This window comes from Candidatus Nitrosotenuis chungbukensis (genome assembly GCF_000685395.1).
Lineage (GTDB): Archaea > Thermoproteota > Nitrososphaeria > Nitrososphaerales > Nitrosopumilaceae > Nitrosotenuis > Nitrosotenuis chungbukensis.
This window is the reverse complement of record NZ_AVSQ01000013.1, coordinates 1-22,027: the sequence shown is the minus strand read 5'-3', so window position 1 is coordinate 22,027 and position 22,027 is coordinate 1. Positions and strand designations below refer to the sequence as shown.

General features: G+C 42.9%; 30 protein-coding genes and 1 tRNA gene. 21 read left to right on the top strand and 10 right to left on the bottom strand.

The genetic code is table 11. The features are described from left to right. Positions 1–33 precede the first annotated feature (33 nt). Positions 34–1,794 carry a glutamine--fructose-6-phosphate transaminase (isomerizing) gene (gene glmS, locus NKMY2_RS03930; RefSeq protein WP_042684889.1) on the top strand — a complete coding sequence of 587 codons (1,761 nt, stop codon included), beginning with the start codon at positions 34–36 and terminating at the stop codon, positions 1,792–1,794. Here the strand turns inward: glmS and cobT are convergent. The 3 genes from cobT to NKMY2_RS03915 are packed head-to-tail and all read right to left on the bottom strand — an operon-like array spanning position 1,772 to position 4,104. After that, positions 1,772–2,845, bottom strand: coding sequence for a nicotinate mononucleotide-dependent phosphoribosyltransferase CobT (cobT, locus tag NKMY2_RS03925; RefSeq protein WP_042684887.1), 1,074 nt, complete (start codon positions 2,843–2,845; stop codon positions 1,772–1,774). The two genes, glmS and cobT, sit on opposite strands and share 23 nt — an antisense overlap. Continuing rightward, positions 2,846–3,460, bottom strand: a complete 615-nt coding sequence (locus NKMY2_RS03920) for a hydroxyacylglutathione hydrolase family protein (RefSeq protein WP_042684886.1) — start codon at positions 3,458–3,460, stop codon at positions 2,846–2,848. Beyond that, complete coding sequence (locus NKMY2_RS03915; protein ID WP_042684882.1) at positions 3,457–4,104, bottom strand: NAD(P)H-hydrate epimerase; 648 nt, start codon at positions 4,102–4,104, stop codon at positions 3,457–3,459. Before NKMY2_RS03915 ends, NKMY2_RS03920 begins: the two co-directional genes overlap by 4 nt. A gap of 74 nt (positions 4,105–4,178) precedes the next feature. Between NKMY2_RS03915 and NKMY2_RS03910 the strand changes: the two genes are divergently transcribed. Further along, positions 4,179–4,793 (top strand): translin family protein, encoded by a 615-nt coding sequence (locus NKMY2_RS03910; RefSeq protein WP_042684879.1) that lies wholly within the window; start codon positions 4,179–4,181, stop codon positions 4,791–4,793. A gap of 11 nt (positions 4,794–4,804) precedes the next feature. Here NKMY2_RS03910 and NKMY2_RS03905 read toward each other — a convergent pair. Further along, positions 4,805–4,889, bottom strand: a tRNA-Leu gene (locus tag NKMY2_RS03905). Between the two features lie 50 nt (positions 4,890–4,939). Between NKMY2_RS03905 and NKMY2_RS03900 the strand changes: the two genes are divergently transcribed. From NKMY2_RS03900 to NKMY2_RS03830, 15 genes are all read left to right on the top strand, one after another. Beyond that, on the top strand, positions 4,940–5,176 hold the full coding sequence (locus NKMY2_RS03900) for a DNA-directed RNA polymerase subunit N (protein ID WP_042684875.1): 237 nt from the start codon (positions 4,940–4,942) through the stop codon (positions 5,174–5,176). Position 5,177: 1 nt separating this feature from the next. Beyond that, positions 5,178–6,416 carry a phosphopyruvate hydratase gene (gene eno, locus NKMY2_RS03895; RefSeq protein ID WP_042684872.1) on the top strand — a complete coding sequence of 413 codons (1,239 nt, stop codon included), beginning with the start codon at positions 5,178–5,180 and terminating at the stop codon, positions 6,414–6,416. A gap of 9 nt (positions 6,417–6,425) precedes the next feature. Then, complete coding sequence (gene rpsB / locus NKMY2_RS03890) at positions 6,426–7,049, top strand: 30S ribosomal protein S2 (RefSeq protein WP_042684869.1); 624 nt, start codon at positions 6,426–6,428, stop codon at positions 7,047–7,049. Further along, complete coding sequence (locus tag NKMY2_RS03885) at positions 7,049–7,879, top strand: MEMO1 family protein (protein WP_042684865.1); 831 nt, start codon at positions 7,049–7,051, stop codon at positions 7,877–7,879. Before rpsB ends, NKMY2_RS03885 begins: the two co-directional genes overlap by 1 nt. Then, on the top strand, positions 7,876–8,826 hold the full coding sequence (mvk, locus tag NKMY2_RS03880; protein WP_042684862.1) for a mevalonate kinase: 951 nt from the start codon (positions 7,876–7,878) through the stop codon (positions 8,824–8,826). Before NKMY2_RS03885 ends, mvk begins: the two co-directional genes overlap by 4 nt. Before the next feature lie 117 nt (positions 8,827–8,943). Then, positions 8,944–9,432, top strand: coding sequence for a hypothetical protein (locus tag NKMY2_RS03875; RefSeq protein WP_052347503.1), 489 nt, complete (start codon positions 8,944–8,946; stop codon positions 9,430–9,432). A gap of 76 nt (positions 9,433–9,508) precedes the next feature. Continuing rightward, entirely contained in the window at positions 9,509–10,249 is a 741-nt protein-coding gene (locus NKMY2_RS03870; RefSeq protein WP_042685173.1) for an isopentenyl phosphate kinase, read from the top strand. Next, positions 10,249–10,890, top strand: coding sequence for an isopentenyl-diphosphate Delta-isomerase (idi, locus tag NKMY2_RS03865; protein ID WP_042684859.1), 642 nt, complete (start codon positions 10,249–10,251; stop codon positions 10,888–10,890). The genes NKMY2_RS03870 and idi overlap by 1 nt, the downstream gene beginning before the upstream one ends. Beyond that, a complete protein-coding gene (locus NKMY2_RS03860; RefSeq protein WP_042684856.1) occupies positions 10,887–11,864 on the top strand; it encodes a polyprenyl synthetase family protein in 978 nt (325 codons plus the stop codon). The genes idi and NKMY2_RS03860 overlap by 4 nt, the downstream gene beginning before the upstream one ends. A 2-nt stretch (positions 11,865–11,866) precedes the next feature. Beyond that, entirely contained in the window at positions 11,867–13,570 is a 1,704-nt protein-coding gene (locus NKMY2_RS03855; RefSeq protein ID WP_042684853.1) for a glutamate--tRNA ligase, read from the top strand. 6 nt (positions 13,571–13,576) lie between these two features. Further along, entirely contained in the window at positions 13,577–14,440 is an 864-nt protein-coding gene (locus NKMY2_RS03850) for a fumarylacetoacetate hydrolase family protein (protein ID WP_042684849.1), read from the top strand. A gap of 31 nt (positions 14,441–14,471) precedes the next feature. Continuing rightward, positions 14,472–14,780, top strand: coding sequence for a Rieske (2Fe-2S) protein (locus NKMY2_RS03845; protein ID WP_042684845.1), 309 nt, complete (start codon positions 14,472–14,474; stop codon positions 14,778–14,780). A gap of 43 nt (positions 14,781–14,823) precedes the next feature. Continuing rightward, positions 14,824–15,096 (top strand): stationary phase-response protein, encoded by a 273-nt coding sequence (locus NKMY2_RS03840; protein ID WP_042684842.1) that lies wholly within the window; start codon positions 14,824–14,826, stop codon positions 15,094–15,096. Between the two features lie 24 nt (positions 15,097–15,120). After that, on the top strand, positions 15,121–15,870 hold the full coding sequence (locus NKMY2_RS03835) for a class I SAM-dependent methyltransferase (protein ID WP_042684839.1): 750 nt from the start codon (positions 15,121–15,123) through the stop codon (positions 15,868–15,870). Between the two features lie 35 nt (positions 15,871–15,905). Then, positions 15,906–16,250: a hypothetical protein gene (locus tag NKMY2_RS03830; protein ID WP_042684836.1), complete on the top strand. Its 345-nt coding sequence runs from the start codon at positions 15,906–15,908 to the stop codon at positions 16,248–16,250. A 2-nt stretch (positions 16,251–16,252) separates the two neighbouring features. Here the strand turns inward: NKMY2_RS03830 and NKMY2_RS03825 are convergent, their stop codons facing one another. Further along, a complete protein-coding gene (locus tag NKMY2_RS03825; protein WP_042684834.1) occupies positions 16,253–17,203 on the bottom strand; it encodes an MDR/zinc-dependent alcohol dehydrogenase-like family protein in 951 nt (316 codons plus the stop codon). A gap of 123 nt (positions 17,204–17,326) precedes the next feature. Between NKMY2_RS03825 and NKMY2_RS10740 the strand changes: the two genes are divergently transcribed. Continuing rightward, positions 17,327–17,500 (top strand): hypothetical protein, encoded by a 174-nt coding sequence (locus NKMY2_RS10740; protein WP_157832443.1) that lies wholly within the window; start codon positions 17,327–17,329, stop codon positions 17,498–17,500. A 132-nt stretch (positions 17,501–17,632) separates the two neighbouring features. Beyond that, positions 17,633–19,162 carry a restriction endonuclease gene (locus tag NKMY2_RS03820; protein ID WP_042684831.1) on the top strand — a complete coding sequence of 510 codons (1,530 nt, stop codon included), beginning with the start codon at positions 17,633–17,635 and terminating at the stop codon, positions 19,160–19,162. Between the two features lie 217 nt (positions 19,163–19,379). Here NKMY2_RS03820 and NKMY2_RS10870 read toward each other — a convergent pair whose 3' ends face one another. The 5 genes from NKMY2_RS10870 to NKMY2_RS10720 all read right to left on the bottom strand — a co-directional run bounded on the left by NKMY2_RS10870 (position 19,380) and on the right by NKMY2_RS10720 (position 20,224). Beyond that, the gene (locus NKMY2_RS10870) at positions 19,380–19,538 is read right to left on the bottom strand and encodes a hypothetical protein (protein WP_177316511.1); all 159 of its coding nucleotides are present in this window, start codon (positions 19,536–19,538) and stop codon (positions 19,380–19,382) included. Continuing rightward, a complete protein-coding gene (locus NKMY2_RS10730) occupies positions 19,535–19,675 on the bottom strand; it encodes a hypothetical protein (protein WP_157832442.1) in 141 nt (46 codons plus the stop codon). The genes NKMY2_RS10870 and NKMY2_RS10730 overlap by 4 nt, the downstream gene beginning before the upstream one ends. A gap of 72 nt (positions 19,676–19,747) precedes the next feature. Beyond that, on the bottom strand, positions 19,748–19,888 hold the full coding sequence (locus NKMY2_RS10725; RefSeq protein WP_157832441.1) for a hypothetical protein: 141 nt from the start codon (positions 19,886–19,888) through the stop codon (positions 19,748–19,750). Next, positions 19,878–20,060, bottom strand: a complete 183-nt coding sequence (locus NKMY2_RS03815) for a hypothetical protein (RefSeq protein WP_042684828.1) — start codon at positions 20,058–20,060, stop codon at positions 19,878–19,880. The genes NKMY2_RS10725 and NKMY2_RS03815 overlap by 11 nt, the downstream gene beginning before the upstream one ends. Further along, positions 20,057–20,224 (bottom strand): hypothetical protein, encoded by a 168-nt coding sequence (locus tag NKMY2_RS10720; RefSeq protein ID WP_157832440.1) that lies wholly within the window; start codon positions 20,222–20,224, stop codon positions 20,057–20,059. Before NKMY2_RS10720 ends, NKMY2_RS03815 begins: the two co-directional genes overlap by 4 nt. A gap of 155 nt (positions 20,225–20,379) precedes the next feature. Between NKMY2_RS10720 and NKMY2_RS03810 the strand changes: the two genes are divergently transcribed. Then, positions 20,380–21,120 carry an HFX_2341 family transcriptional regulator domain-containing protein gene (locus NKMY2_RS03810; RefSeq protein WP_238549762.1) on the top strand — a complete coding sequence of 247 codons (741 nt, stop codon included), beginning with the start codon at positions 20,380–20,382 and terminating at the stop codon, positions 21,118–21,120. Positions 21,121–21,176: 56 nt separating this feature from the next. Next, the coding region (locus NKMY2_RS03805) for an ATP-dependent helicase (protein WP_042684823.1) at positions 21,177–22,027 on the top strand (851 nt) is incomplete at its 3' end.

Sequence of the window (22,027 nt, the reverse complement as noted above, 5' to 3'; positions counted from 1 at the left end):
CTAAATACCTGCGCAGTTAATTGAGATAAGAAAATGTGTTCTATAATCGGCTACTATGGCGACGGCTTGGCAGCACCAATTCTTGTAAAAGGCCTAAAAAGAATGGAGTATCGCGGATATGACAGCGTAGGTGTTGCAACCGAGACAGGTAGTGAAATTAGCGTAAAAAAGGGAGTCGGGAAGGTTTCTGAGGTCAACAATGCATTACATTTGGACGCAATGCTGGGAAACGTAGGAATCGGCCACACGAGATGGGCGACTCATGGAAACGTAACAGATGCCAACGCGCACCCACATCCGAGCAGCTCCGGTAAAATCGCCATAGTTCACAACGGAATAATCGATAATTATGGCGAGCTAAAATCAGATCTTGAAAAACGGGGATATGTTTTCAAGAGCCAGACAGACAGCGAGGTAATTGCAAATCTGTTGCAGTTTAATTTTGATGAGACCCGAGACATCAAAAGCGCCATGATGCGTACAGTCTCAAGCCTAAAGGGCCACTATGCATTTGTCGCAATGTTTCAGAACGGAACGCTTGCAGCTGCCAGATACCACGAACCACTCATAGTTGGAATTGGAAAGAATGGCTACTTTATGTCAAGTGATGTCTTGGGGTTCATAGAAAAGACAGACGACGCAATATATCTTGACAACGGAGAGTTGGTGGTGCTTGATCGCATGGGCATGCAAATTTTTAATTTTGAAGGAATTCCAGTAAAGCATCAGGTAACCAAAGTATCAAAGGAATTTGCAGACGTATACAAGGGAGACTATGCGCATTTTACATTAAAAGAAATATCAGAACAACCTGAAACAATAGTACAGGCAGGCGAAAAGTCAAAGGCTGCAATTGATTCTGTTACAGACGTTCTAAAGCACGCAAAAAACATCTACATAACTGGAAGCGGCACTAGTTACAATGCAGCGCTTATCGCAAAATATCTCTGGCAAAAATATGCAAAGATAAAGGCAGAGCCGATAATATCAAGCGAGGTATTCTTTGCACCAGATGCAATAGAACCAAACTCCATACTTGTTGCTATTTCACAAAGCGGGGAAAGCGCAGACGTTTTAGAGGCAGTAAACATTGCAAAAAAATCAAATTCAAAGATACTTGCAATAGTCAACACGCTGACTTCGTCTTTGGCACAGGAGTCATCGCTAGTCATAGGCATGAACTGCGGGCCAGAAATTGGAGTTGCTGCAACAAAGAGCTTTACTGCCCAACTGAGCATAATCTACAAGATAACTGAAAAGCTCTGCGACGGATGCATCAAACTGGATAGTCGAAAAATTTCAGAGTCCATCGCAAAGACACTTGAGGATCATTCTAAAATCAAGGAGATAGCAAAGGAGCTAAGAGAGGTCTCGGACATTTACATTTTGGGAAGGGGTGTGCACTATCCAATTGCCGCAGAGTCCGCACTAAAGCTTAAAGAATTGACGTACATTCACGCAGAGGGAATACCTGGAGGAGAGCTAAAGCACGGGCCTCTGGCACTCATGGACTCAAGTGTCTATGTCATAATAATAAATCCAAATGACTTTACCTACAACGACACGTTGACTAGTGCGCGCGAGATCAAGGCGCGCGGCGCAAAAATAATTGGAATATCGGACAAGCCAAGCGACGTGTATGATCACTGGATTGAGATCCCGGCAATCGACGAGGCGTTGTACCCGTTAATTGAAATCATTCCAATACAGCTGCTTGCATATTATGCGGCAATTGAGAAAGATACCGACCCGGACTATCCAAGGAATTTGGCTAAATCCGTGACTGTGAAATAGCCTTTTGATATTCCGCTTCGGATAATTCCAGCAAGTGTTTTGCGTCAATTCCAACCTTTAGCATTGCTGCAATAGATGCGCCGCCTGCACCCACTCCCTCCTTTACAAAGCCGTCTGCGAATGCCCTCAACCCATCTATCTTGGAGTCCTTTAGGGCAAGTTTTGCAGATATGACTGGAATATCGTCAATTTGTTTTATGGTGTCAACTAGATTCGCGGTATGATCATCAATCACGTAAGAGGTTGTTCCTATTGCAGTGTTTTTTTTCTCATATCCAGTCATCTTTGAAAATGCAAGTACTGCTGCCATCTGGGTTCCTCCTGCAAGAATCACCTTAGTCAGCGAAGACGCAGTGCTGAGCATTCCTGCAACGGTTGGAATCATAGGGTCCCCAACAGCCGCTACAACATCAAAGGGGTTTGTGGATTTGACTTTTGCAAGTGCATCATTTGCAATCTTATTCTTCAATGATGTCGGGTTTTCAGGCATGGATGAGCTGACTTTTGCGTTGACTCCAAGGCCGGTGAGTACTGCCTGTGCAGTTGTCGTTCCACCGGGAATGGTCTCGCCAATCACCAAACAGTCTGTAAATGAGCCCAGCGTCCGTCCAATCATTCTCCCATATTCCACTGCCTGTGTGACAGAGTCAGGCTGCATTGCGGGCTCCAGTGCAATGTTTCTGCCATAATCCAGCCCGGTTTCAAAGTAGGGCAGTTTTGGCGTGATCTTGCTCCCTGCATTTATCACAACGTTTGAGATGCTTGCTGCCTCTAGTGCCGTTTTTGTAAGAAGTCCAGGCGTTGGCTTCCCGTCAGGACTCATCGGAATTGCATCTATGCATCTGCAGTACCCAAAGTTGAGAAACTCTGCATCTGCTGGAGGGGTATACGCCAAGAGGTCAGGGTTTTTTCCAGCTATGGTTATCCCAGGAATTGTGCAGGTATCAGTATACGATATGACTAGTGAGAACATGAATTGTTTTTTTTCAAGGCAGTCTAGGAAGTCCTGCCCCAAGGCGCGATTGCCGAAAATATCTATATCTTTTGACAACTAGCCGATTCCCATCATTTCCAAAAACTCTTGCTCTGTCCTTGGCTGCATTACAAGGTTCATTCTCTTTTGCTCGCCAATTGTTGATGTCGGAGTTGTCCCGTAATTATGGCCAGGATACATCAACAGATTATCGTCTAATTTTCTCAGGGTGTCAACTAGGCTATGGTACAACTCGCGTGCGTCTCCACCCGGCAAGTCTACCCTGCCACAAGTCCCAACAAACAGTGTGTCGCCTGAAAAGATTTTTCCATCGCCCACAAGGCACATGCTGTCCTTTGAGTGTCCAGGAGTGTAAATGACTTCCAGTTCCGAGTTTCCAAATTTTATCTTGTCACCACCTGACACAGAAATGTCGTGCTTTAGGGTCGATGATGCATGCTGGATGATTTTTGCGCCAGTCTCTTTTGCCATCGACTCGTTGCCCAAGGTGTGATCAAAGTGATGATGCGTGTTCACAATGTATTTTATCGTAAGATTGTTTTTTTCTATGATTCTATTTACCTCGTCAAGATCCCATGACGGATCCAGTATTATTGCCTGGCTTGTATCCTCGTCTTCTAAGACATAGGTGAAATTCTGCATGTTTCCCACTTGGAGCTGGTGTACTATCATAGGACTCCAATTTCCGCTTCCGGTGGGATGCCGATTTTTTCAACAAATATTGTTCCGCAGATATCTGCGCTTTTTGGCATTCCCCTTTTCATTTTATGAAAGGTCACAGTCATGTCAGCTGTAACGTACTTGTCAGAGGTCAGGCCAGTGTCAGGATCCAGTCCGGTCGGGACGTCCACTGCTACCTTGAATGCCTTGGTTTTGTTTATCAAGTCAATTGCCGATGCTTGCGGCTCTCGGATAGTGCCAGATATGCCTGTTCCTAAAATCCCATCAACTATGATGTCAGGCTTCATATCATATACGTCATTGAGGGCATGTGTTAGTTTTACTGACTTCATTTTTTGCAAGACTTGCCAGTTTGCCTTGCATTCTATTGTTTTGATGTCCTTTGGGTCACCAAGCAGAACCACCGTCACCTTGCTCCCATGTCCTGCCAGGTGTCTTGCGACAACTAGGGCGTCCCCGCCGTTATTTCCAAGTCCTGCAAAGATGAGTACCTTTTTTGAAGACAGGTTTCCAAATTTATTTACAAGTTCTTTTACCATTGACGCGCCTGCATTTTCCATCATCAGCTGACGTGGAAAGCCCATCTGGTGGCCATTTTCCTCAATCTGATACATCTGCTTTACAGTGATTTCCACAATGGATTAGTTTTGTACAGGTAAAATAAGCTATTTGGAAAACGACTTTATGCCAGAACAAATTTGATCATTCCATGTCACTAAAAGATGCAAAGGTATCGCTGTCAAAGATTTCAAAATCCTTGGAAAAAACTCAGGACAGCCGGGAAGATCTCATAAAAAACACTCGCCAGATCATCACGCTGTGCAGCGAGTCAATCATTAGCATTCACAGAAACGATACAAAAAATGCCGCTGCAAAAATCCAAAGTGCAAAAAAACTCTTGGAAAAATTCCGAAAAGAGATTGATCAAAGCCTGTACCGATACCTGATACCATCAGAGCAGGAGTTTGTGGAAGCATCATCATTTTTAGCAATCATACAACACAAGCCGGTTCCCACCTTTGAGTCATTAAAGGTAAAAGAGGAATCATATGTTTTGGGGCTGCTTGACTGTGTGGGAGAACTGAGGCGAAACATCTACGACAGAATCAGAACTGGAAATCTCGAAGAGGCAAAAAAAACATTTGACTTGATGGAGGATCTCTACTTGGAATTATACCCGTTTGCGTCATTTGACAAAGTGGTAAAGGAGGCAAGACGGAAACTCGATGTCGACAGAATTCTAGTTGAGGAGACAAGAACTGCACTTACCGAGGAAATAAGACGACAAGAGCTAATTGACACGATCAAGAAAATTAAAAAATAATTAAAAGAGGATGCGGGAAGTGGGATTTGAACCCACGAAATCCTAAGATACTAGCCCCTCAAGCTAGCGCCGTTGGCCGGGCTTGGCAACTCCCGCATCGAAATACCATGCAGGGTTTTTATAATCCTTGATTACTTTTTGATTTCGTGTTAATTCCAGTTAGATGCTTTACTTGCGGAAATCTAATTGCCGATAAATACGAAGATTATCAAAATAGAATCAAGTCCGGCGAAGAGCCAGCCAAAGTTTTAGATTCTCTTGGTTTCAAAAGATACTGCTGCAGAAGAATGCTCATGACGTCTGTAGAAACAATACAGCAGATAATTCCATTCTACGAGGCAATACAAAGACGCTACTTAGAAGTCCAATCTGAGTTAGAGTAGATTGCCAAAGATCTCATCGATCAGAGGTAGACTAGTTTACAATAGCAGGGGAAGCAAGACAGTAGAGATTGACGTCATATCAGATAACAAGCACTTGGGACGTGCGTGCGCCCCATCTGGCGCAAGCGTAGGAAAATACGAGGCGCAAAGCTTTACAGACAACAAGCCAGAAAAAAGTCTCCAAGTACTAAACGCAAATATAAAAAAATTCATCGGCTTAGAAGCAGACGACCTAAAGTCAATCCAGCAGGCACTGCGCAAAATAGACAGCACGTCAAATTATTCCAAAATAGGCGGGGCAGTAGCATACGCCGTGACCATAGCGTCTGTTGATTCTGCCGCAAAGGCAAAAGACGAGCCAATGTTTAAGGTGATATCTCAGACAAAAAAATGGCGCTTCCCGTTCCCCATAGGGAATATCTTGGGCGGCGGCGCTCATGCAGGCCCTGGAACCCCAGACATTCAGGAAATCCTAGTTTGTTCAGTTGGCGCAAAGACAGTCAGAGAGTCAATTGAGATGAACCTAGCAGTCCACAAGGAGCTTGGGAACGTACTGCGAAAAAAGGATCCAATGTTTACAAACGGCAGGGGGGACGAGGGAGGATGGGCACCGCAGATGGACAACGAAAAGGCGCTCGACGTATCTGTCAAGGCATGCGAGAACCTAGGATACACGCTTGGAAAAGAGGTAGCGCTTGGGGTAGACTTTGCATCATCCACCCAGTGGGATCCAAAAAAGAAAAAATACGTTTACTCTAGAGCAGGATTTGAAAATACGCCAGAAGAGCAAATCGACTTTGCATCAGACATAATCAAAAAATACAAACTCATCTATGCAGAGGATGCAGTCCATGAGGAAGCGTTTGATGACATGTCAGAAATTACGGCAAAGTTCCCAAAGGTACTGATCACAGGTGACGATCTCACCGTCACAAATGCAGGAATCCTGCAAAAGGCAATAAAGAAAAAATCATGCAACGCCGCAATACTCAAGGTAAATCAGGCAGGAAGCCTTTATGACGCACTGGAGTTTGCCGAAGTAGCTACAAAAAACAAAATCAGGCTCATCACATCTCATCGATCTGGGGAATCCACGGATCACCAGATTTCCCATATCGGAATTGCAACTGGCTCAAAAATGCTCAAAGTCGGCGTGGTTGGAGGCGAGCGAGTAGCAAAACTAAACGAGCTAGTCAGATTATCAGAGCATGATTTATTACGCGGCATGGCAGAGATTTAAAATCGCAAGATGAGCCAGCAAACAGAACCTCAAGACATCAAAAAGAAGATCCTGTCTACAGGCATAAGAGTAGGAACCACTGTAAAGACCACTTTTATGCAGCCATTTATCACAAAGGCAAGCCCAGAAGGCCTCTACATGATAGACTTGGACAAGACGCTTGACAGAATCAAAACAGCTGCTAAATTCATCAACAGAATGGATTTTGACAAAGTTTTGGTATGCTCTGGACGAGAATATGCAACTACACCAATTGAGAGATTTTGCGAAATAACGGGAGCAAGAAAAATGCTCAGCAGATTCATGCCAGGCTCACTTACAAATCCGTCTTTACCGTTCTACACAGAACCAAGACTCGTCATAATATCAGACCCTCAAGTGGACTCACAGGCAATCATAGAGGCAACAAATGCAGGAATTCCGGTAATTGGAATTTCCAACACAGACAACGTCACATCAATGATTGACATCGTAATTCCAGCAAACAACAGGGGTAGAAAGTCACTTGCAACAGTATTTTGGTTGTTAGCTCGCGAGATCCTAATCCAACAGGGCAAGCTCAGCGAATCTGACCAAATGAAATACGAAATAGATGACTTTGAAACAAAGATAGCGGACGAGGAAATCGAGTAATGCGCATTAGAACGCCGGCTGTAGCCGGGATGTTCTATCCAAAAGGAAAAAGCGAACTGCAAAAATCAATTAACGATTCTTTCTTGCATGAATTTGGCGCTGCAAAATCAAAAACAAAATCTGAAAAAGTTTACGGAGTCATATGCCCCCATGCAGGATACATGTATTCTGGTCCGATTGCCACTCACTCGTATAATTTGATTTCAAATCAGGACTTTGATCTTGCCGTAATAATTGGGCCAAATCACTGGGGGATCGGATGCAACATTGCGACAATGAAGGACTGCACGTGGGAGACGCCACTTGGTGGAGTGGAGGTTGATTCAGAGGCTGCAGACGAAATCACCAAGATGACAAGTCTAGTTGAGGTGGATTTTTTCTCGCACACAAAAGAGCACAGCATCGAGGTCCAGGTGCCAATGCTTCAGGAATTTTGCAAGAACAAATTCAAGATACTTCCGATATCCCTAATTGATCAGGAATACGACTCTGCCATCCAAATAGGAGACGCGGTATCGAAACTTGCAGAAAATAAAAAGATCATGATAATCGGCTCTTCTGATTTTACACATTACGAGCCAAACGAGTTTGCCCACAGCCAGGACAAGGCGCTCATCGAGCCGATACTTGATTTGGATGTTGAAAAGTTCTACAAAATACTACGTGAGAGGAGGATTAGTGCGTGCGGATACGGGGCCATCGCCACAACCATGGTTGCATGTGAAAAATTGGGGGCAACAAGAGGCCAGTTGCTAAAATACGCAACTAGCGGCGACATAACAGGCGACGAGGGCTCAGTTGTCGGGTATGCATCTATAGTTTTTACTTGAAATCAACTGCGTCTGCCCCTGCAAAAATAATTCTGTTTGGGGAGCACTTTATCGTGTATGGTGGAAAGGCAATCCTGTGCTCAATTAACAAGCGAATTACGGTAGAGTCTGAGCTTACAAAGACAGGACAGATAGAAATAGAGTCAAGCCTTGGCAAATTAAAAACTTCAAAGTCAGTCTCGTACAAAAACGCAGACTTGGTGTTCCGCCCAATTGTCTACATCGCGCAGAGAATGCTTGAGAAATTTCATTCAGATTCAGGCATCAAGATAATTGTCAGGGCAGAATTCCCGTCTGGCGTCGGACTTGGATCTTCGTCTGCGTGCTGCGTTGCAGCTGCCGCATCAATTTCCGGGCTCTTTGAAAATAACACAAAAGAAGAGATCCTAAAGATGTCAATTGATGCAGAAAGGACAATTTTTGAAAACACGTCAGGTGCAGACTGCACCGCGTGCGTGTATGGCGGGATTCTAGAGTACAACAAGGACGGGCACGTGAAAAAACTAGAGTTTGTGCCAGAGTTTGATCTTGTGGTGGCAAATTCTGGAATCACACACTCTACAAGCAGGGTGGTGTCCATGGTAAGGCAGTTCAAGGACGAAAGGCAGGAAGTCTTCTCATCTTTGTGTACGCAGGAAGCAAGTCTGATCGAGGAAGCGCTAAACGCCTTGCAGAAAAATGATCTGGCAAAGATTGGAAAACTGATGACTCGAAATCAGGAATTTTTGGAAAAAATCGGAGTATCAAATGACACGCTAGGCTCGATGATCAGCCTGGTGAAGGATGTATCATACGGCGCAAAGATAACCGGCGCCGGGGACGGCGGATGCATAATCGCACTAGCTGACAAGGCAAACCTCGACAGAACACTGGGTGCGCTAGCAAAAAAATACGAGTGCTTTTCTGCAAAAATAGACATGATAGGACTTGAGCAAAGCTCGACTTGAAATCACAGAATTTGAATTTTAGTGAAATATTCATGCAAGAACTGAATTTTTGATCATGCCAACTAACAATGATGGGCAAGAGATAATTGTGGCAAAACAAATCAAATTTGAAGAATCATGAAGTGCACCGCAATAATTCTATGCATAATTGTCCTGACGCCCTCTGTTTCCACAGTTTTTGGCGCCACCTCGTTTTTTGCAGGAAGCAAGCTTACTGAGAACGGCATACAGTGGTGCGAGGAGGAAAACGCCAGATATCACCTGTATGGGGAGGCAAAATGGCTTGAACAACAAAAGCACAGTATCGAGGCAAGAATTTGTGCAAATTTGTACTCTGATGCCCTTTGGCAGTATCAGGGAGCAGACAGGATTCAAAAATTGATCCAGCGCAGCGCGTATTATGCAGAACTGGAAATAGCTGAAAGCCAAGAGGAGTCCGTTGAGGGTAAAATCGATACGTCTCCAGTGAATAGCCAGAAAAAAATTCCCAGCTGGGTAAGAAACATTTTCATCTGGTATGGAGAGGGAAAAGTTTCAGACGACGAAGTGATTAACGCGATAACGTACTTGATTGACAAAGGCATCATCAAAGTAAAAACTGGTTAGACTGCACCATGGATTGCAAAAAATTTGCCATCTGCATCACAGATACTTTTTAACTGACTAAATTTCGATGAAAAATATGATTCTCATCAAGCTTGGGGGCTCCATCATCACAAACAAGGAAAAGCCGCTCTCCCCAAGGATTTCCACAATAGACAAAATTTCAAAACAGCTAAAAAAAATCCACGAGCCCATGATACTTGTTCACGGAGGAGGATCGTTTGGCCACTACTGGTCTGTAAAATATGACATGCATACAAAGCCCGACAAATATTCCCTTCACGGGGTATCGGTAGTAAAAAACTCGATGATCCAGCTTGACAAAATCATTTTGGATTTGCTGATCAAAAACAAGCTAAACCCTTACTGCCTACCTCCGACTGACTTTATGGACGGAAACAGGCCAATCACAAAAAAGATCAAGGAGATCTCAAAAATCGCCCAGTCAGGACTCGTCCCAGTATCATACGGGGACGCGCTCTGGTATGGAGCAAAAAAGTCATACATTTTATCCGGCGATAAAATAATGAGCATTCTGGCAAAGATTCTGCGCCCAAGGCTGTCAATATTTGTGCTCAATGTGGACGGGTTGTACTCTGATTTTAAGACGAAAAGACTAGTCCATGAGATGGACGGAGATCAAGTTTCAATAGAAGACATACCAATGGATGTTACAGGCGGCATGAAAAGAAAAGTGGAGGAGGCAACAAGAATTTCAAAGATGGGACTGGATGTCTTTTTTGTAAACGGAAACAAGCCAGAAAGAATCACCAATGCCGTAAAAGGCAAATTCGAGGGAACGATGTTCAGAGGCGCATGATGGCAGAAGAATTTTTGATCCTAGTTGACGAAAACGATAATCCGATTGGATTTGAGGAAAAAGTAAAGTGCCACCTGCCAAGAGGCAAGCTGCACCGAGCATTCACAGTATTGTTATTTGACAGGGACGGAAAATTATTGCTCACGCGCAGAAGCCAGTCCAAAATGCTCTGGCCTGGCGATTGGGACGGGACGGTTGCAAGCCACCCAAGAAAATCAGAAACGTATGTCTCGTCGGCAGAGAGAAGACTGCCAGAAGAAATTGGCGCCTCGTGCAAGCTTGATTATTTGTTCAAATTTGAGTACCACGTACCATACAAGGATGTGGGATCGGAAAACGAAATCTGCGGAACGCTCATCGGCCACGTGCCAGAATCATTCCAGACCAAACTAGTAGAAGACGAGATCAGCGAAATAAGATGGTCAAGTAGTGATGAGTTATACGCGGATATGGAAAAAAATCCACAGATATATTGTCCGTGGATGGTAGTTGCGCTGTATTTGCTTCCAGAATCCGAAAAAGAAATGATGAGAAAGCACAGCCAGGTTCTAGACAAATGGATTGGTCCCCAATTCAAATCAGCACTTGAAAAATCACTAAACTATCACTTTCCAACGAAAAACTGGAGGCTTGCCAAATGACAGCCACCCTGCCAAAAAACGCAAAGGTCGTAAACAGGTATCTTAGTGCAAAAATTGACGGAAAACCAGACGAGCTGTATTCTGCAGCAGCGCACCTCATAGTGAACGGGGGAAAGCGCCTGCGGCCATACTTGGTGATAAAGAGCTGCCAGATGCTAGGCGGCTCAATCAGGGACACGCTACCTGCGGGGGCGGCGATAGAAATGATACACAATTTCACCCTTGTCCATGACGACATCATGGACAATGACGAGATGCGCCACGGCGTTCCAACGGTTCACACGAAGTTTGGCATGCCGCTTGCCATTTTAGCTGGGGATGTTTTATTTTCAAAGGCATTTGAAATAATATCAATAGACAACGTAAGGGACAAAACCACATCAAGTCTTTTGGTGGCAAGGCTGGCAAAAGCGTGCGTGGATGTGTGCGAAGGCCAGGTACTTGACATAAAAATGGCAGGAGGGAAAAAGATCCCAACAGAATCAGAATACATCAAAATGGTTGAAAAAAAGACGTCTGCATTATTTGAGGTATCGTGCGCAATGGGCGCAATTTGCGCAAAGGGAAACACAAAAGACATTTCAAATTTGGCAACATTTGGAAAAAACCTCGGGGTGGCATTTCAGATAACTGACGACTATATCGGAGTGCTAGGTGATCCAAAGATTACAAAAAAGCCAGTCGGCAACGATTTGCGCGAGGGGAAAAAGTCGCTTCCCATATTACTTGCAATACAAAAGGCAGACAAGAAATCAAAAAGAATAATCCTAAACGTCTTTGGAAACCCAAAGGCCACTAAAAAGCAGATAAACGACGCAGTTGACGCAATGCGCTCTTTGGAAATTGAAAAAGATGTAAGAGACAAGGCGATGCGGTATGCAGAAAAGGCAATCAAGTCCCTGGCGTCATATTCAGGCCCTGCAAAAAAGGAACTGATCTCGCTGCTTGATTTTGTTGTAAAAAGGAGTCTTTAGAGTTGGATGATTCCGTAAAAGAAAAGATACGAAAGCTAGCGCTGCAAAACGCAGTAGAACATGAAGGAAAAACACAGGACAAGATCATTTTATCAAAGGCGCTAGGAACCATTCCGGAATTGCGAAAGATTGTAAAGGAAGTTGCCCCCATAATTTCAGACATAGTAAATTCCATAAACCAGATACCCTTTGAGCAGCAAAAATCAGAAATTGCAAAAGAGTTTCCTGATCTTTTGGCAGAAAAGCCAAAAAAAGAAGAACGTGAGGGACTGCCCCCACTTGAGGGTGCAGAACAGGGAAAAGTCATCACAAGGTTTCCCCCCGAGCCAAACGGATACCCCCACATTGGGCACGCAAAGGCTGCAATAATTGACGAGGAATACGCCAGAATGTACGGAGGAAAACTCATTTTGCGATTTGACGATACAAACCCAGAGGCAGAAAGACTGGAATATTGGGCGGCAATAAAGGTGGGACTTGATTGGCTTGGCGTAAAGTACCACATGGTCAAAAACACGTCAGACGACATGGAGCTGTTATACAAAAAATGCCTTGAGCTAATCAACGGCGGATTTGCATATCTATGCACGTGTAAGCAGGAGACAGTCAGCGCAAACAGAAGGGAGATGAAAGCCTGCAAGTGCAGCCTTGGCGATTTGGAACAGAATTTAGAGAGATGGGAAAAAATGTTTTCAAAATACAAGCAAGGCGAAGTAATAGTAAGATTCCGCGGAGACATGAAATCCGAAAACACGGTCATGCGCGATCCCGTCATGTGCAGAATAATAGAGGCAAAGCATCCAATACATGCAGACAAGTACAGGGTCTGGCCAAGCTACGACTTTTCAGTCGCAATAGAGGACAGCATTGACGGCGTGACTCATGCGTTTAGGACCAAGGAGTACGAATTGAGAAACGAGTTATACTATGCAATTTTAGACGCACTAAAGATGAGAAAGCCAAAGGTAATAGAATTTTCAAGACTTGGGTTTGAGGGAATGCCAGTATCAAAAAGAATCCTGCGGCCACTAATTGAAGAATGCAAGGTATCAGGATATGACGATCCAAGGCTACCAACGCTGGAGGCATTGAAACGACGCGGCATCACACCTGAGGCAATTAGGAAATTTGTCCTGTCTTTGGGATTTACAAAGGCAGACACGCTTGCCCCGTTTGACACACTTGAGTCACTTAATCGAAAAATCGTAGATGCAGACAGCATCAGACTGCACATGGTCAGAAATCCTGCAAAAATGAAAATTTCAGGCATGCCAAGCGCCATTACCCTGCCAAACCATCCCACAAAGGACATCGGCACAAGGGAGATTATCCTAGATGAGAACCTGTACATAGAATCTGAAGACATAAAAAATCTCAAAACGGGAGACGAGTTGAGACTCATGGGATTGGGAAACGTCCAGATAACAAAGACAGAACCGCTAGAAGGAAAATATGCCGGAGAAGAACTAAAGCCGCAAATTCCAAAGGTCCAGTGGGTAGTCCAAAAGGACGCGCAGAAAATAAAAATTCTAATTCCAAGCCAGCTGTTCATCGGAGAACAATTCAACGAAAAAAGCCTAGAGGAGATCGACGTATTTGTAGAATCATACTATTCACAGCTAAAAGAGGGAAAGGAAATTCAATTTGTAAGATTTGGGTACTGCAGAAAGGATTCGGTTTTGCAGGCAATCTACACACACAAGTGATACACCATGAAGATAGGCAGATTTTTGATAAACAACAAGGAGACGTACGGATTTGTCAGGGATAATAAAATTGCGACAAAGGAGGAGATAATCGCAAAGACTGGAATTCCCATACCTATCGGAGTCAAGGAATTTTTGTTTGACGGGTGGTACGACGAGGTAATATCCCAAAAGCCAGACCTAGATTACGCAACAAGTTTGTCCGATGCAAAAATTCTGGCGCCAATCCCAAATCCTCCAAAGACAATTTGTCTTGCATTCAACTATATCGATCATGCAAAGGAGCAAAATTTGTCGCCCCCTGTGGATCCTGCAATAGTGTTAATCCCAAGAACCACGCTAAACGGGACAAACTCTGAGATAATTTGCCCAAACTTTGTAAAACAGCTTGACTACGAGGTCGAGCTTGCACTGGTAATTGGGAAAAACTGTAAAAACATAGATGAGAAGGATGCCATGAGCGCGATATTTGGATACATGATTCTAAACGACGTTTCTGCACGCGATGTTCAGGCACAGGACAAGCAATTTGGGCGTGCAAAGGGATTTGACACGTTTGCCCCGTGTGGCCCGTGGATCACAACGGCTGATGAAATCACAGATCCTCAAAACCTAAAACTCACAACTAAGATAAACGGCAAGACAAGGCAGGATTCATCCACGTCAAATATGTTCATCAAGATTCCAGCCATAATTTCAAAGCTAAGCAGGGTTATGACACTTGAAAAAGGAGACATCATATCTACTGGAACGCCGGCAGGTGTGATGCTAAACAAGCCAAATGCAGTATTTCTTCAAGATGGCGATAAAATAGAGATGGAAATCCAGAACCTTGGAAAAATAGAAAACACCGTGCGATTCACACAGTAAATTAATTAATGAATCAGAATCATTCCAAGACATGGGAAAGATAATTGTTGGGAAAAAATCAGACATCCTTCCAGGCTCAATGCAAAAAGTGGCAGTAGATGGACGCGACATTCTTGTTGCAAATATTGACGGCAACTATTATGCGTGCGACGACACATGCACACATGCCGGTGCAAGCCTTGCAGATGGAACGCTTGAAGGCGGAACCGTAACATGCGGCTGGCACGGAGCCAAGTTCAACTGCATGACGGGCAAGCTTGAAAAATTTCCAGCTAAGATAAGGGACCTAAAATCATACCAAATAGTTGTAGAGTCAGACAGCGTTTTTGTAGAGGTCTGAGTGCACACTTTTTAAACCAGTCAATATCAATAATTGATCGGTTATGGCAGACAAAAAGGCTCAGAATCAAACATCGTTTGATCAGGCAATACAGACACTAGTACAGGTTGTATCAAATCCGACAACCCCAAAGAACATTAAAAAAAATCTTACAGACCTGATTTCAAGCCTCAGAGCAAGCCAAGATCCAATATCTGTTAGAGCTGCAAACGCAATCAGTCAGCTTGACGACGTGTCACAGGACCCAAACATGCCGTCATACGTGCGAGTCACCCTATGGCAGGCAGTATCCGCGTTGGAAGGCATAAGGGAATAAATTTCTGAATCAGATAGGCATATTGTGAAGATCGAGGAATACATTTCAACTCTCCCAGATTCCATCATCACGGGAGAAGAAATTCAACTATCAGACGATTCAATCAGGGACATTTTCAAACTAGCTGAGCTTGGAAAGAATGATACGTTTTATCACCTTGGATGCGGCACTGGAAACAGCATAGCGATTGCGCTAAAAGAGTTTCGCGTCAAAAAGGCGATTGGAATTGATTCTGATGTGGACAAGATTCTGCAGACAGAGGAAATTGCAAAACTTGAAAACTCTGAATTCAGATGCCAGGACATTTTGGAATCAGACCTATCAGACGCAAGTGTGATCCTTTTTTGGTTTTCAGATACAGGGATAGTTGAGATGATGTTGGAGAAATTCATGAATCTAAAAAACTGCAAAATAATTACAATATTTGATCCGCTGCCCGGACTTTTGCCAGCCAAGATAGATTTTCCATATCTGATGTTTCAGACCCCGTTTAAAGAGGCAAAAGATCTCAGGGAACAACTCATTGCGATATTTGAGACAGAGTGCATTGACTTTTCCACTGCGTGGGAGCATGCTGAAAGATACACAAAGGCAGTCGGCTCACCAGATGCCGGAAATGACAGATTTCTCACCATACTCCAAACACTCCTGATCTGGATAAATGCAAAAAATCTAGGCCTGTCATGTACGGAGGAGATACCGGTACCCGTCAAAAACTACATGGAGATAATGAAGAACTACTTCAACATAGAGGTAAAACACCTAATCAAGTAGTGATGCTTTTATTTTTGAAATACCATACATACACCATGGAAAGAATACACATCAACGTCTCGGCTACAGACTATGACAAGACGAGCAAGGAAATCACGTCCATTCTCACCCTAGCGGAAGAAATGGTCCATGAAGAAGACTCTTTTGTTGTGACAGATTCAGAGTTTGCCTTCGGATGGCACTTTTACGTAATATCTGTAAAATCCAGCCTAGTGCAGAAACTTGCAGACCAAAAGGGAGAAGAGTTTTCCCGCCTAAAGGGTAAGGGGCTGGAGAAGAAATTCCTTTCATGGCTATCACAGAAAATGGAACAAAAAAACCTCAAGGCAAAATTTGCCATAAAGGAAGAGATGGAATCGACCAAGTACGGCCTTTTCTGATTTTATGTTTTCAGCATGATTTTAAGGGCGCCAGGCTTTCCAGCATGCTCAAAGGCTTGGGCATAGCTGTCAATTGGATATACTGTGTCAATTAGATCATCAACTGATATCAAACCAGTTGCCAATGCAGTTATGGCAGGCCTAAACGGTCCGCATCTGGAACCAACGAACGTTATCTCATTTATTATAGCTGGAGACAGGTCAATCTTGTTTTGTGATGCTATGGTTGACTTTAGGATTACGATTCCTCTTGGCCTTACCAGTTTTAATGTATCCAAAAATCCAGATTCCCTCCCAGTTGCCTCCACTACAACATCATACGAGTGTTCGTCGGAATTCTCTATTCTAGTCTTTGTCTTAATTCCAATTTTCTGCAAAAGCTTTGTTTTTTCCTCATGATGTCCAAAGCACGTGATATTACGGTACGAAAGATTCAGGACTCGTGCGACGAGCTGTGCTAGTCTTCCATCTCCCAGAACTGCAATTTTCCAGCTTGACTCTAAATGCAATTGTTCTAATATTTCAAATGCCGCTGCAAGCGGCTCTACAAACACTGCCTGCTTGTCAGATATTGAATCAGGTATGACGTGAACGTTTTCTTCCGGAAGAGAAAGGTATTCTGCAAACGCCCCATCTCTTTTGTATATTCCAAGAACTGTTCTATTCTGACAGTGTCGCTCCAGTCCTGAAAAGCAAGACTCGCAGTTCTTGCACCCTGCATTGATTTCTCCCACTATTCTTTTGCCGACTAGTTCTTTGTTGTGCGAATCCTCAACTATTCCTACAAATTCGTGTCCCAGTACTCCAGAATAAGACATGTAGCCTTTTAGGATCTCAAGGTCGGTTCCACAAATTCCTGCCATAGTAACTTTGACTAGGGTTTCGCCGGGTTTTGGCTTTGGATAATCAGCGTTCATCACAAGTTTTTTGCCATCAAAATAAAGCGCCTTCACAGTACTAGTGCTTTTGATTTGGTATTTTTGGGTTTTTAAAAAAACAGCATAGTTTGCTACTAATGCGTCAATTTTGCTCCATTACCAAGGTTAAGATAAGGAAGATCCATCATTTAATACGAAATGAAAAAATCGGCAGAACCTGCATCGCTTAACATGCTTTACCAGTCACATTACGAGACTCTGGTAAGACAAAGAGACGAGCTAATTGCAGAGATCGAGGACGTAAACCAGCAGATAGTGGAATTAAAGAAAGAAGCTAAGGAAAAAGGAACAGCCCTTAGCAATATCAAATAATATTCCAGCGCGATAACTTTTGTGTGAAATTTACTTTTGATCTAGTTTCATAGTTGTGTAAAATTAAGATAGTTGGCACAATTTGTCAATGCTAAAGAAAATTTTATTGGATACGACACCGTTATGATATGATTGTCAAAACCTGGTGAATCGTTTGAAGCTCAAATTGCGCTGATGTTACACAGCGCCGACTTTGTGATAAAAGAACAACCACACAAAATAATGCACAAGGGAAAACAAATTGGAGACTTGGATGTTTTAGCACAAGAACCATCTAGTGGGGAAATCATAGGGGTGTCATGCAAGGACTGGCACGGGCAAGTGCCAGGCTCTGAGCAATTTTCCCATCTTGTCGAAATGCTTGAATTTGAAAATCTAAAGTACGGAATATTTGCTTCTTCTGGAGATATTGCAAACACTTTGCCCCTAAGAGCAGAACATGTTAGAAACACAAAAGGAATAAACATCGTTTTGCTTGACCATGATGAAATTGCAAGATTAAAAAAATTCGCATATTCCAAACAGACGACTGACATTGAAGACTATTTTAAGACAAGACTGGGCCTCATTACAAGCAAAAAGAGAACTATTGCAGATGAGATGCGTGCTCAAAAGGATGTAGCAATAGGCCGCACAGTAGGATGCGAGAGATTGCTTCCAGTTAACTTCTGGAACGAGTCGCCGCGATACATTATGAATAACCATGATCTCGTGCCATCAGACTCTACGCTAAAGCTAGAACCGTACCTAGTGATAAATTACAGATTGTACGTTCAAGCACGGCATCAGAATGCTGGAAAACCAAAAGAGAGTAATGACGCCGGAACTGTCATAGTTGACGCGGTTCGTGGCACGATTGTTCCTGAAAATGATCCAGTTTTCAAACATTTGATAAAATATTATGCAAATGCGGAAATGCACACAGCAGTTCAGGAAAAAGGATTTAGAATTAAAAAAGCGGAATCGTTTGTAAATCAGAGAGAAGTAATACGAGTCGTGCGCGAGCAAATCGCCGCACAAAATGAAATCAGGACGCATTATACAACTGCAAAAAACGGACAAAGGCAAAAAATTGTAAGGCCCAGATCAGATGACGTTCGCATAATCGGGTCGTATCTAATTTACGTGCCTGTTTGGGATGTCAAGTTTAACCTTGGAGACAAGACGTATCAGAGAATCTATTTCGGGTATGACGACGATGATGTTATTTTGGACGAAATGTCAAAATGCCAAATCAAATCATGCGAGTACAACACTAACTCCATTTGTTTAACGTGCCATTCCACCATGTGCGACAAACACAATCGTCCCTGTTCGGCATGTTCAGATATTTTGTGCGAGATATGCGCGCATGTATGCATCGATTGTAGGAAAAACTTTTGCGACAAACACAATCCTCAAACCGTTTGCGGCATATGCAGAGCAACTTTATGTAAAAATTGCAGCATTGTGTTATGCACAGAGTGTAAGACGGTGATGTGTTCCAATCATAGAGAAAAATGTAGCCGATGTAATGATTATGTGTGCATGTCACACATCGTATCGAAAAAATACATCCTAGTTGCAAAGAATTTCTGCAGTCAGTTGTGTCTTAACAGATTCGATGAGGGATATAGATCAAGTGGTGTGTTTGGCAGACTCAAGAAAATCCTAAAGAAATAGGAAATTCAGTTTTGTAAGAGTTCCCAATCATTTTTGCCACATTTGCATTGAATGCGGTATGCATCGATGTACTGCATATACTCCAAGTCCGTGCAAGGCCCCTGATCGGGAATCGTGACTCTAGCCTTGCATGCCCTGCATTGCGCGATAAAATCATTCAATTATGATCCTGCCTTTTAATCCAGCCTAATTAGTTTGGTTTTTCCATAGGAGAAGGCTATTTTTTGTCTTTTTCAGATTCTTCCAGATCTTGTGGAATATCATAAAATGAATCGGAAATCAAAGATTCTTTTCTTCTTTTTAGATACAAGCTGAATCCTGCAGCTGCCATTCCTCCAAAAAGTATGATTCCGGTAACAACCCATTCAGGGTTCATAGCGACTTGAATTTTCTCATGGCTTCTTTAGCCAGATTTTCCAAGTCAGCGGTGCTAATTTTTGTAGGATCATCAGAAGCCAAGGCCTTATCATAATCATCTTTTGTTGTGTTTATTTTCTTTTTTGTGTCAGGCACGATATGAAATGTATTGAGAATTAGATAAGCTTTGATCTCATTATTTGTGGCCAGCCTTGACTGTACTGGCGTTCATTTTGATAAAATCCACTCTAGAATCTGGATTTGGCCCCATTTTTCTGCCTCGGTATCAAGATCGTTGTTTTGGTATCCAATCTCATAGGCAGTTCTAATGTCATCTAGTAATTTTCGTATTTTTGCCTCATCCAGCATTGTATCTCACATTCTTGATTTCCTGCAGCTTTAGTTCTGTTTGTTGTATGACTTTGCAGTATCCGTCAGCAATTCTTTTGTGATAGTTGTACTTTTGTTGGTGGTTTCTCAGCTCATCCTCTAAACTTTGGATTACAGCGGTCTGGGAGACGCTTGTGAGGGTATGCCTCATGGACTTCTCTCCAGCCAGTCTAGTTCTTTGCGGGCATCACGTATCATCTCCTCACACACCCTTGCCATTCCGGCATGGTACTCTAGTTGTGCCTCCAGTCTGTTCAGAGAATAGTTTTGGTATTCCTTTGCAAGGAATTTTGGAAGTAGTCTGGTTATCTTCATTTCCTAGTTACTTCCGTAAATCATTGGTTTTTCGTCAGGGCCATCATCGAACTCCCTGATTATTCTTGGATACATTGTTGTTTGATTCATGAAATGATTGAGGATTAGAAATTATTATATAACATCACAATAGTATGCATACTGTACATACTATTATGAGTAAACTGGCAAAATTACGCATACACATAGCACCTGTCGGCTTTGAAATCGACAGAATTGTACTCCCAGCTGTAAGGATGAAGGCAGACAAGATTTGGCTGATCCGCGACAGCAATCCCGCGCAAGACAAAGCTAGGCCATACATTGAAAAAATCGCAAATGAGTTCAAAAAACAAAAGATCAAAGTTGAATTCTCAGAATCTGACCGTGGGGATGTCTTTCAGATCCTAAAAGCAGTAAAGGAGATATTTGAAAAAGAAGCAAACAATGACATTTACGTAAACGTGTCCTCAGGTTCAAAGATTCAAGCAATTGCGTGCATGATGGCATGCATGATTTTTAGAGAAAGCAACACCACTCCATATTATGCAGAGCCTGAGAGCTATCCTGCAACTCAGGGAAAACAACAGTCAACTGGGTTAAAAGATTTGGTTGAATTACCAAAATATGAAATTCACAAGCCAAAACACGAGCTTGTCGAGGCATTAAAGATAGTAAAAAATCACAACGGCAAAATAACTAAGAAAGAAATGGCAAAGATTTCTGAGGAAAGCAAGCTGATTACTGTAAATGCCAGAGAAGAAAACTTTGAACAGGCCAGATTTGCAAGCCTTGATAAAAATATCATACAGCCATTAGAAGAGCAGTGGGGATTTATCGAAGTTGAGAAAATTGGAAGAAACAGATGGATAAAGATGACGCAAGAGGGAAATCATGCCGCTGAATTTCTGATATAATACATGAAGACTTGGCAACAACTATTTTTATTTGCCTGACTCATCAAGCGTGAGAATTGAACATAACATTAAACCCCGAACAGCAGCAGGCCGTTACTCATTTGGGAAGCCCGCTGCTTGTAATTGCAGGTCCGGGAAGCGGAAAGACCAGAGTAATTATTGAGCGGGTAATGCATCTTATAAAATCAGGAATAAAACCTTCCGAAATTCTATGCCTTACATTTTCTGAAAAAGCTGCAGAGGAGATGAAGCAAAGACTCGAAAAACTCACAGACATCACGGAGATGGAAATCAGCACGTTTCATTCTTTTGCAAAAGAGATTCTCGAGGACAATGTTCTTGATTCAGGCATCGGGATGTCATCTGGTGTAATCAAAAGATCCTCTCAGCTGGTGTGGGGCCTAAAACACATTGATGATTTCAAATTAGAGTATCTGGAAATTGGAAACAACTCTGTCGAAGTCATAGAATCCATAATAGACGGGATTAGCACGTTCAAAGACGAGCTGATATCTCCTGAAGAGATTCAAAAATACATAAGGACAAAACTGGAAAAAAACATCTCAGATGAGGAGAGAGACTTTCTTCTCAAACTATCTGATTTATGCAAAGTTTATTTCAAATACCAAGAATTTCAGCGGAGCAAGGCGGTGATTGATTTTGACGACATGGTAATACAGACAATTGAGCTTTTCAAAAAGAAGCCGGGCGTTCTCTCAAAGTATCAAAAAAAGTTCAAGCATGTTCTTGTGGACGAATTCCAGGACAACAACTTTGCACAGCTTGAACTTGTCAAGTTAATTGCAAAGGACGGCAACGTCACAGCTGTCGGAGACGACGACCAGAGCATATACAGGTTCCAGGGGGCATACCTGACAAACTTTAAGGATTTCCAGTCGCATTTCCC

Bases quoted from the DNA above. Each gene is read 5' to 3' on its own strand.
- glmS (WP_042684889.1), top strand. From the start codon at position 34: ATGTGTTCTATAATCGGCTACTATGGCGACGGCTTGGCAGCACCAATT.
- NKMY2_RS03920 (WP_042684886.1), bottom strand. From the start codon at position 3,460: ATGATAGTACACCAGCTCCAAGTGGGAAACATGCAGAATTTCACCTAT.
- NKMY2_RS03910 (WP_042684879.1), top strand. From the start codon at position 4,179: ATGTCACTAAAAGATGCAAAGGTATCGCTGTCAAAGATTTCAAAATCC.
- rpsB (WP_042684869.1), top strand. From the start codon at position 6,426: ATGAGCCAGCAAACAGAACCTCAAGACATCAAAAAGAAGATCCTGTCT.
- NKMY2_RS03885 (WP_042684865.1), top strand. From the start codon at position 7,049: ATGCGCATTAGAACGCCGGCTGTAGCCGGGATGTTCTATCCAAAAGGA.
- NKMY2_RS03875 (WP_052347503.1), top strand. From the start codon at position 8,944: ATGAAGTGCACCGCAATAATTCTATGCATAATTGTCCTGACGCCCTCT.
- NKMY2_RS03870 (WP_042685173.1), top strand. From the start codon at position 9,509: ATGATTCTCATCAAGCTTGGGGGCTCCATCATCACAAACAAGGAAAAG.
- idi (WP_042684859.1), top strand. From the start codon at position 10,249: ATGGCAGAAGAATTTTTGATCCTAGTTGACGAAAACGATAATCCGATT.
- NKMY2_RS03860 (WP_042684856.1), top strand. From the start codon at position 10,887: ATGACAGCCACCCTGCCAAAAAACGCAAAGGTCGTAAACAGGTATCTT.
- NKMY2_RS03850 (WP_042684849.1), top strand. From the start codon at position 13,577: ATGAAGATAGGCAGATTTTTGATAAACAACAAGGAGACGTACGGATTT.
- NKMY2_RS03845 (WP_042684845.1), top strand. From the start codon at position 14,472: ATGGGAAAGATAATTGTTGGGAAAAAATCAGACATCCTTCCAGGCTCA.
- NKMY2_RS03840 (WP_042684842.1), top strand. From the start codon at position 14,824: ATGGCAGACAAAAAGGCTCAGAATCAAACATCGTTTGATCAGGCAATA.
- NKMY2_RS03830 (WP_042684836.1), top strand. From the start codon at position 15,906: ATGGAAAGAATACACATCAACGTCTCGGCTACAGACTATGACAAGACG.
- NKMY2_RS10740 (WP_157832443.1), top strand. From the start codon at position 17,327: ATGAAAAAATCGGCAGAACCTGCATCGCTTAACATGCTTTACCAGTCA.
- NKMY2_RS10870 (WP_177316511.1), bottom strand. From the start codon at position 19,538: ATGAACCCTGAATGGGTTGTTACCGGAATCATACTTTTTGGAGGAATG.
- NKMY2_RS10725 (WP_157832441.1), bottom strand. From the start codon at position 19,888: ATGCTGGATGAGGCAAAAATACGAAAATTACTAGATGACATTAGAACT.
- NKMY2_RS03815 (WP_042684828.1), bottom strand. From the start codon at position 20,060: ATGAGGCATACCCTCACAAGCGTCTCCCAGACCGCTGTAATCCAAAGT.
- NKMY2_RS10720 (WP_157832440.1), bottom strand. From the start codon at position 20,224: ATGAAGATAACCAGACTACTTCCAAAATTCCTTGCAAAGGAATACCAA.
- NKMY2_RS03810 (WP_238549762.1), top strand. From the start codon at position 20,380: ATGAGTAAACTGGCAAAATTACGCATACACATAGCACCTGTCGGCTTT.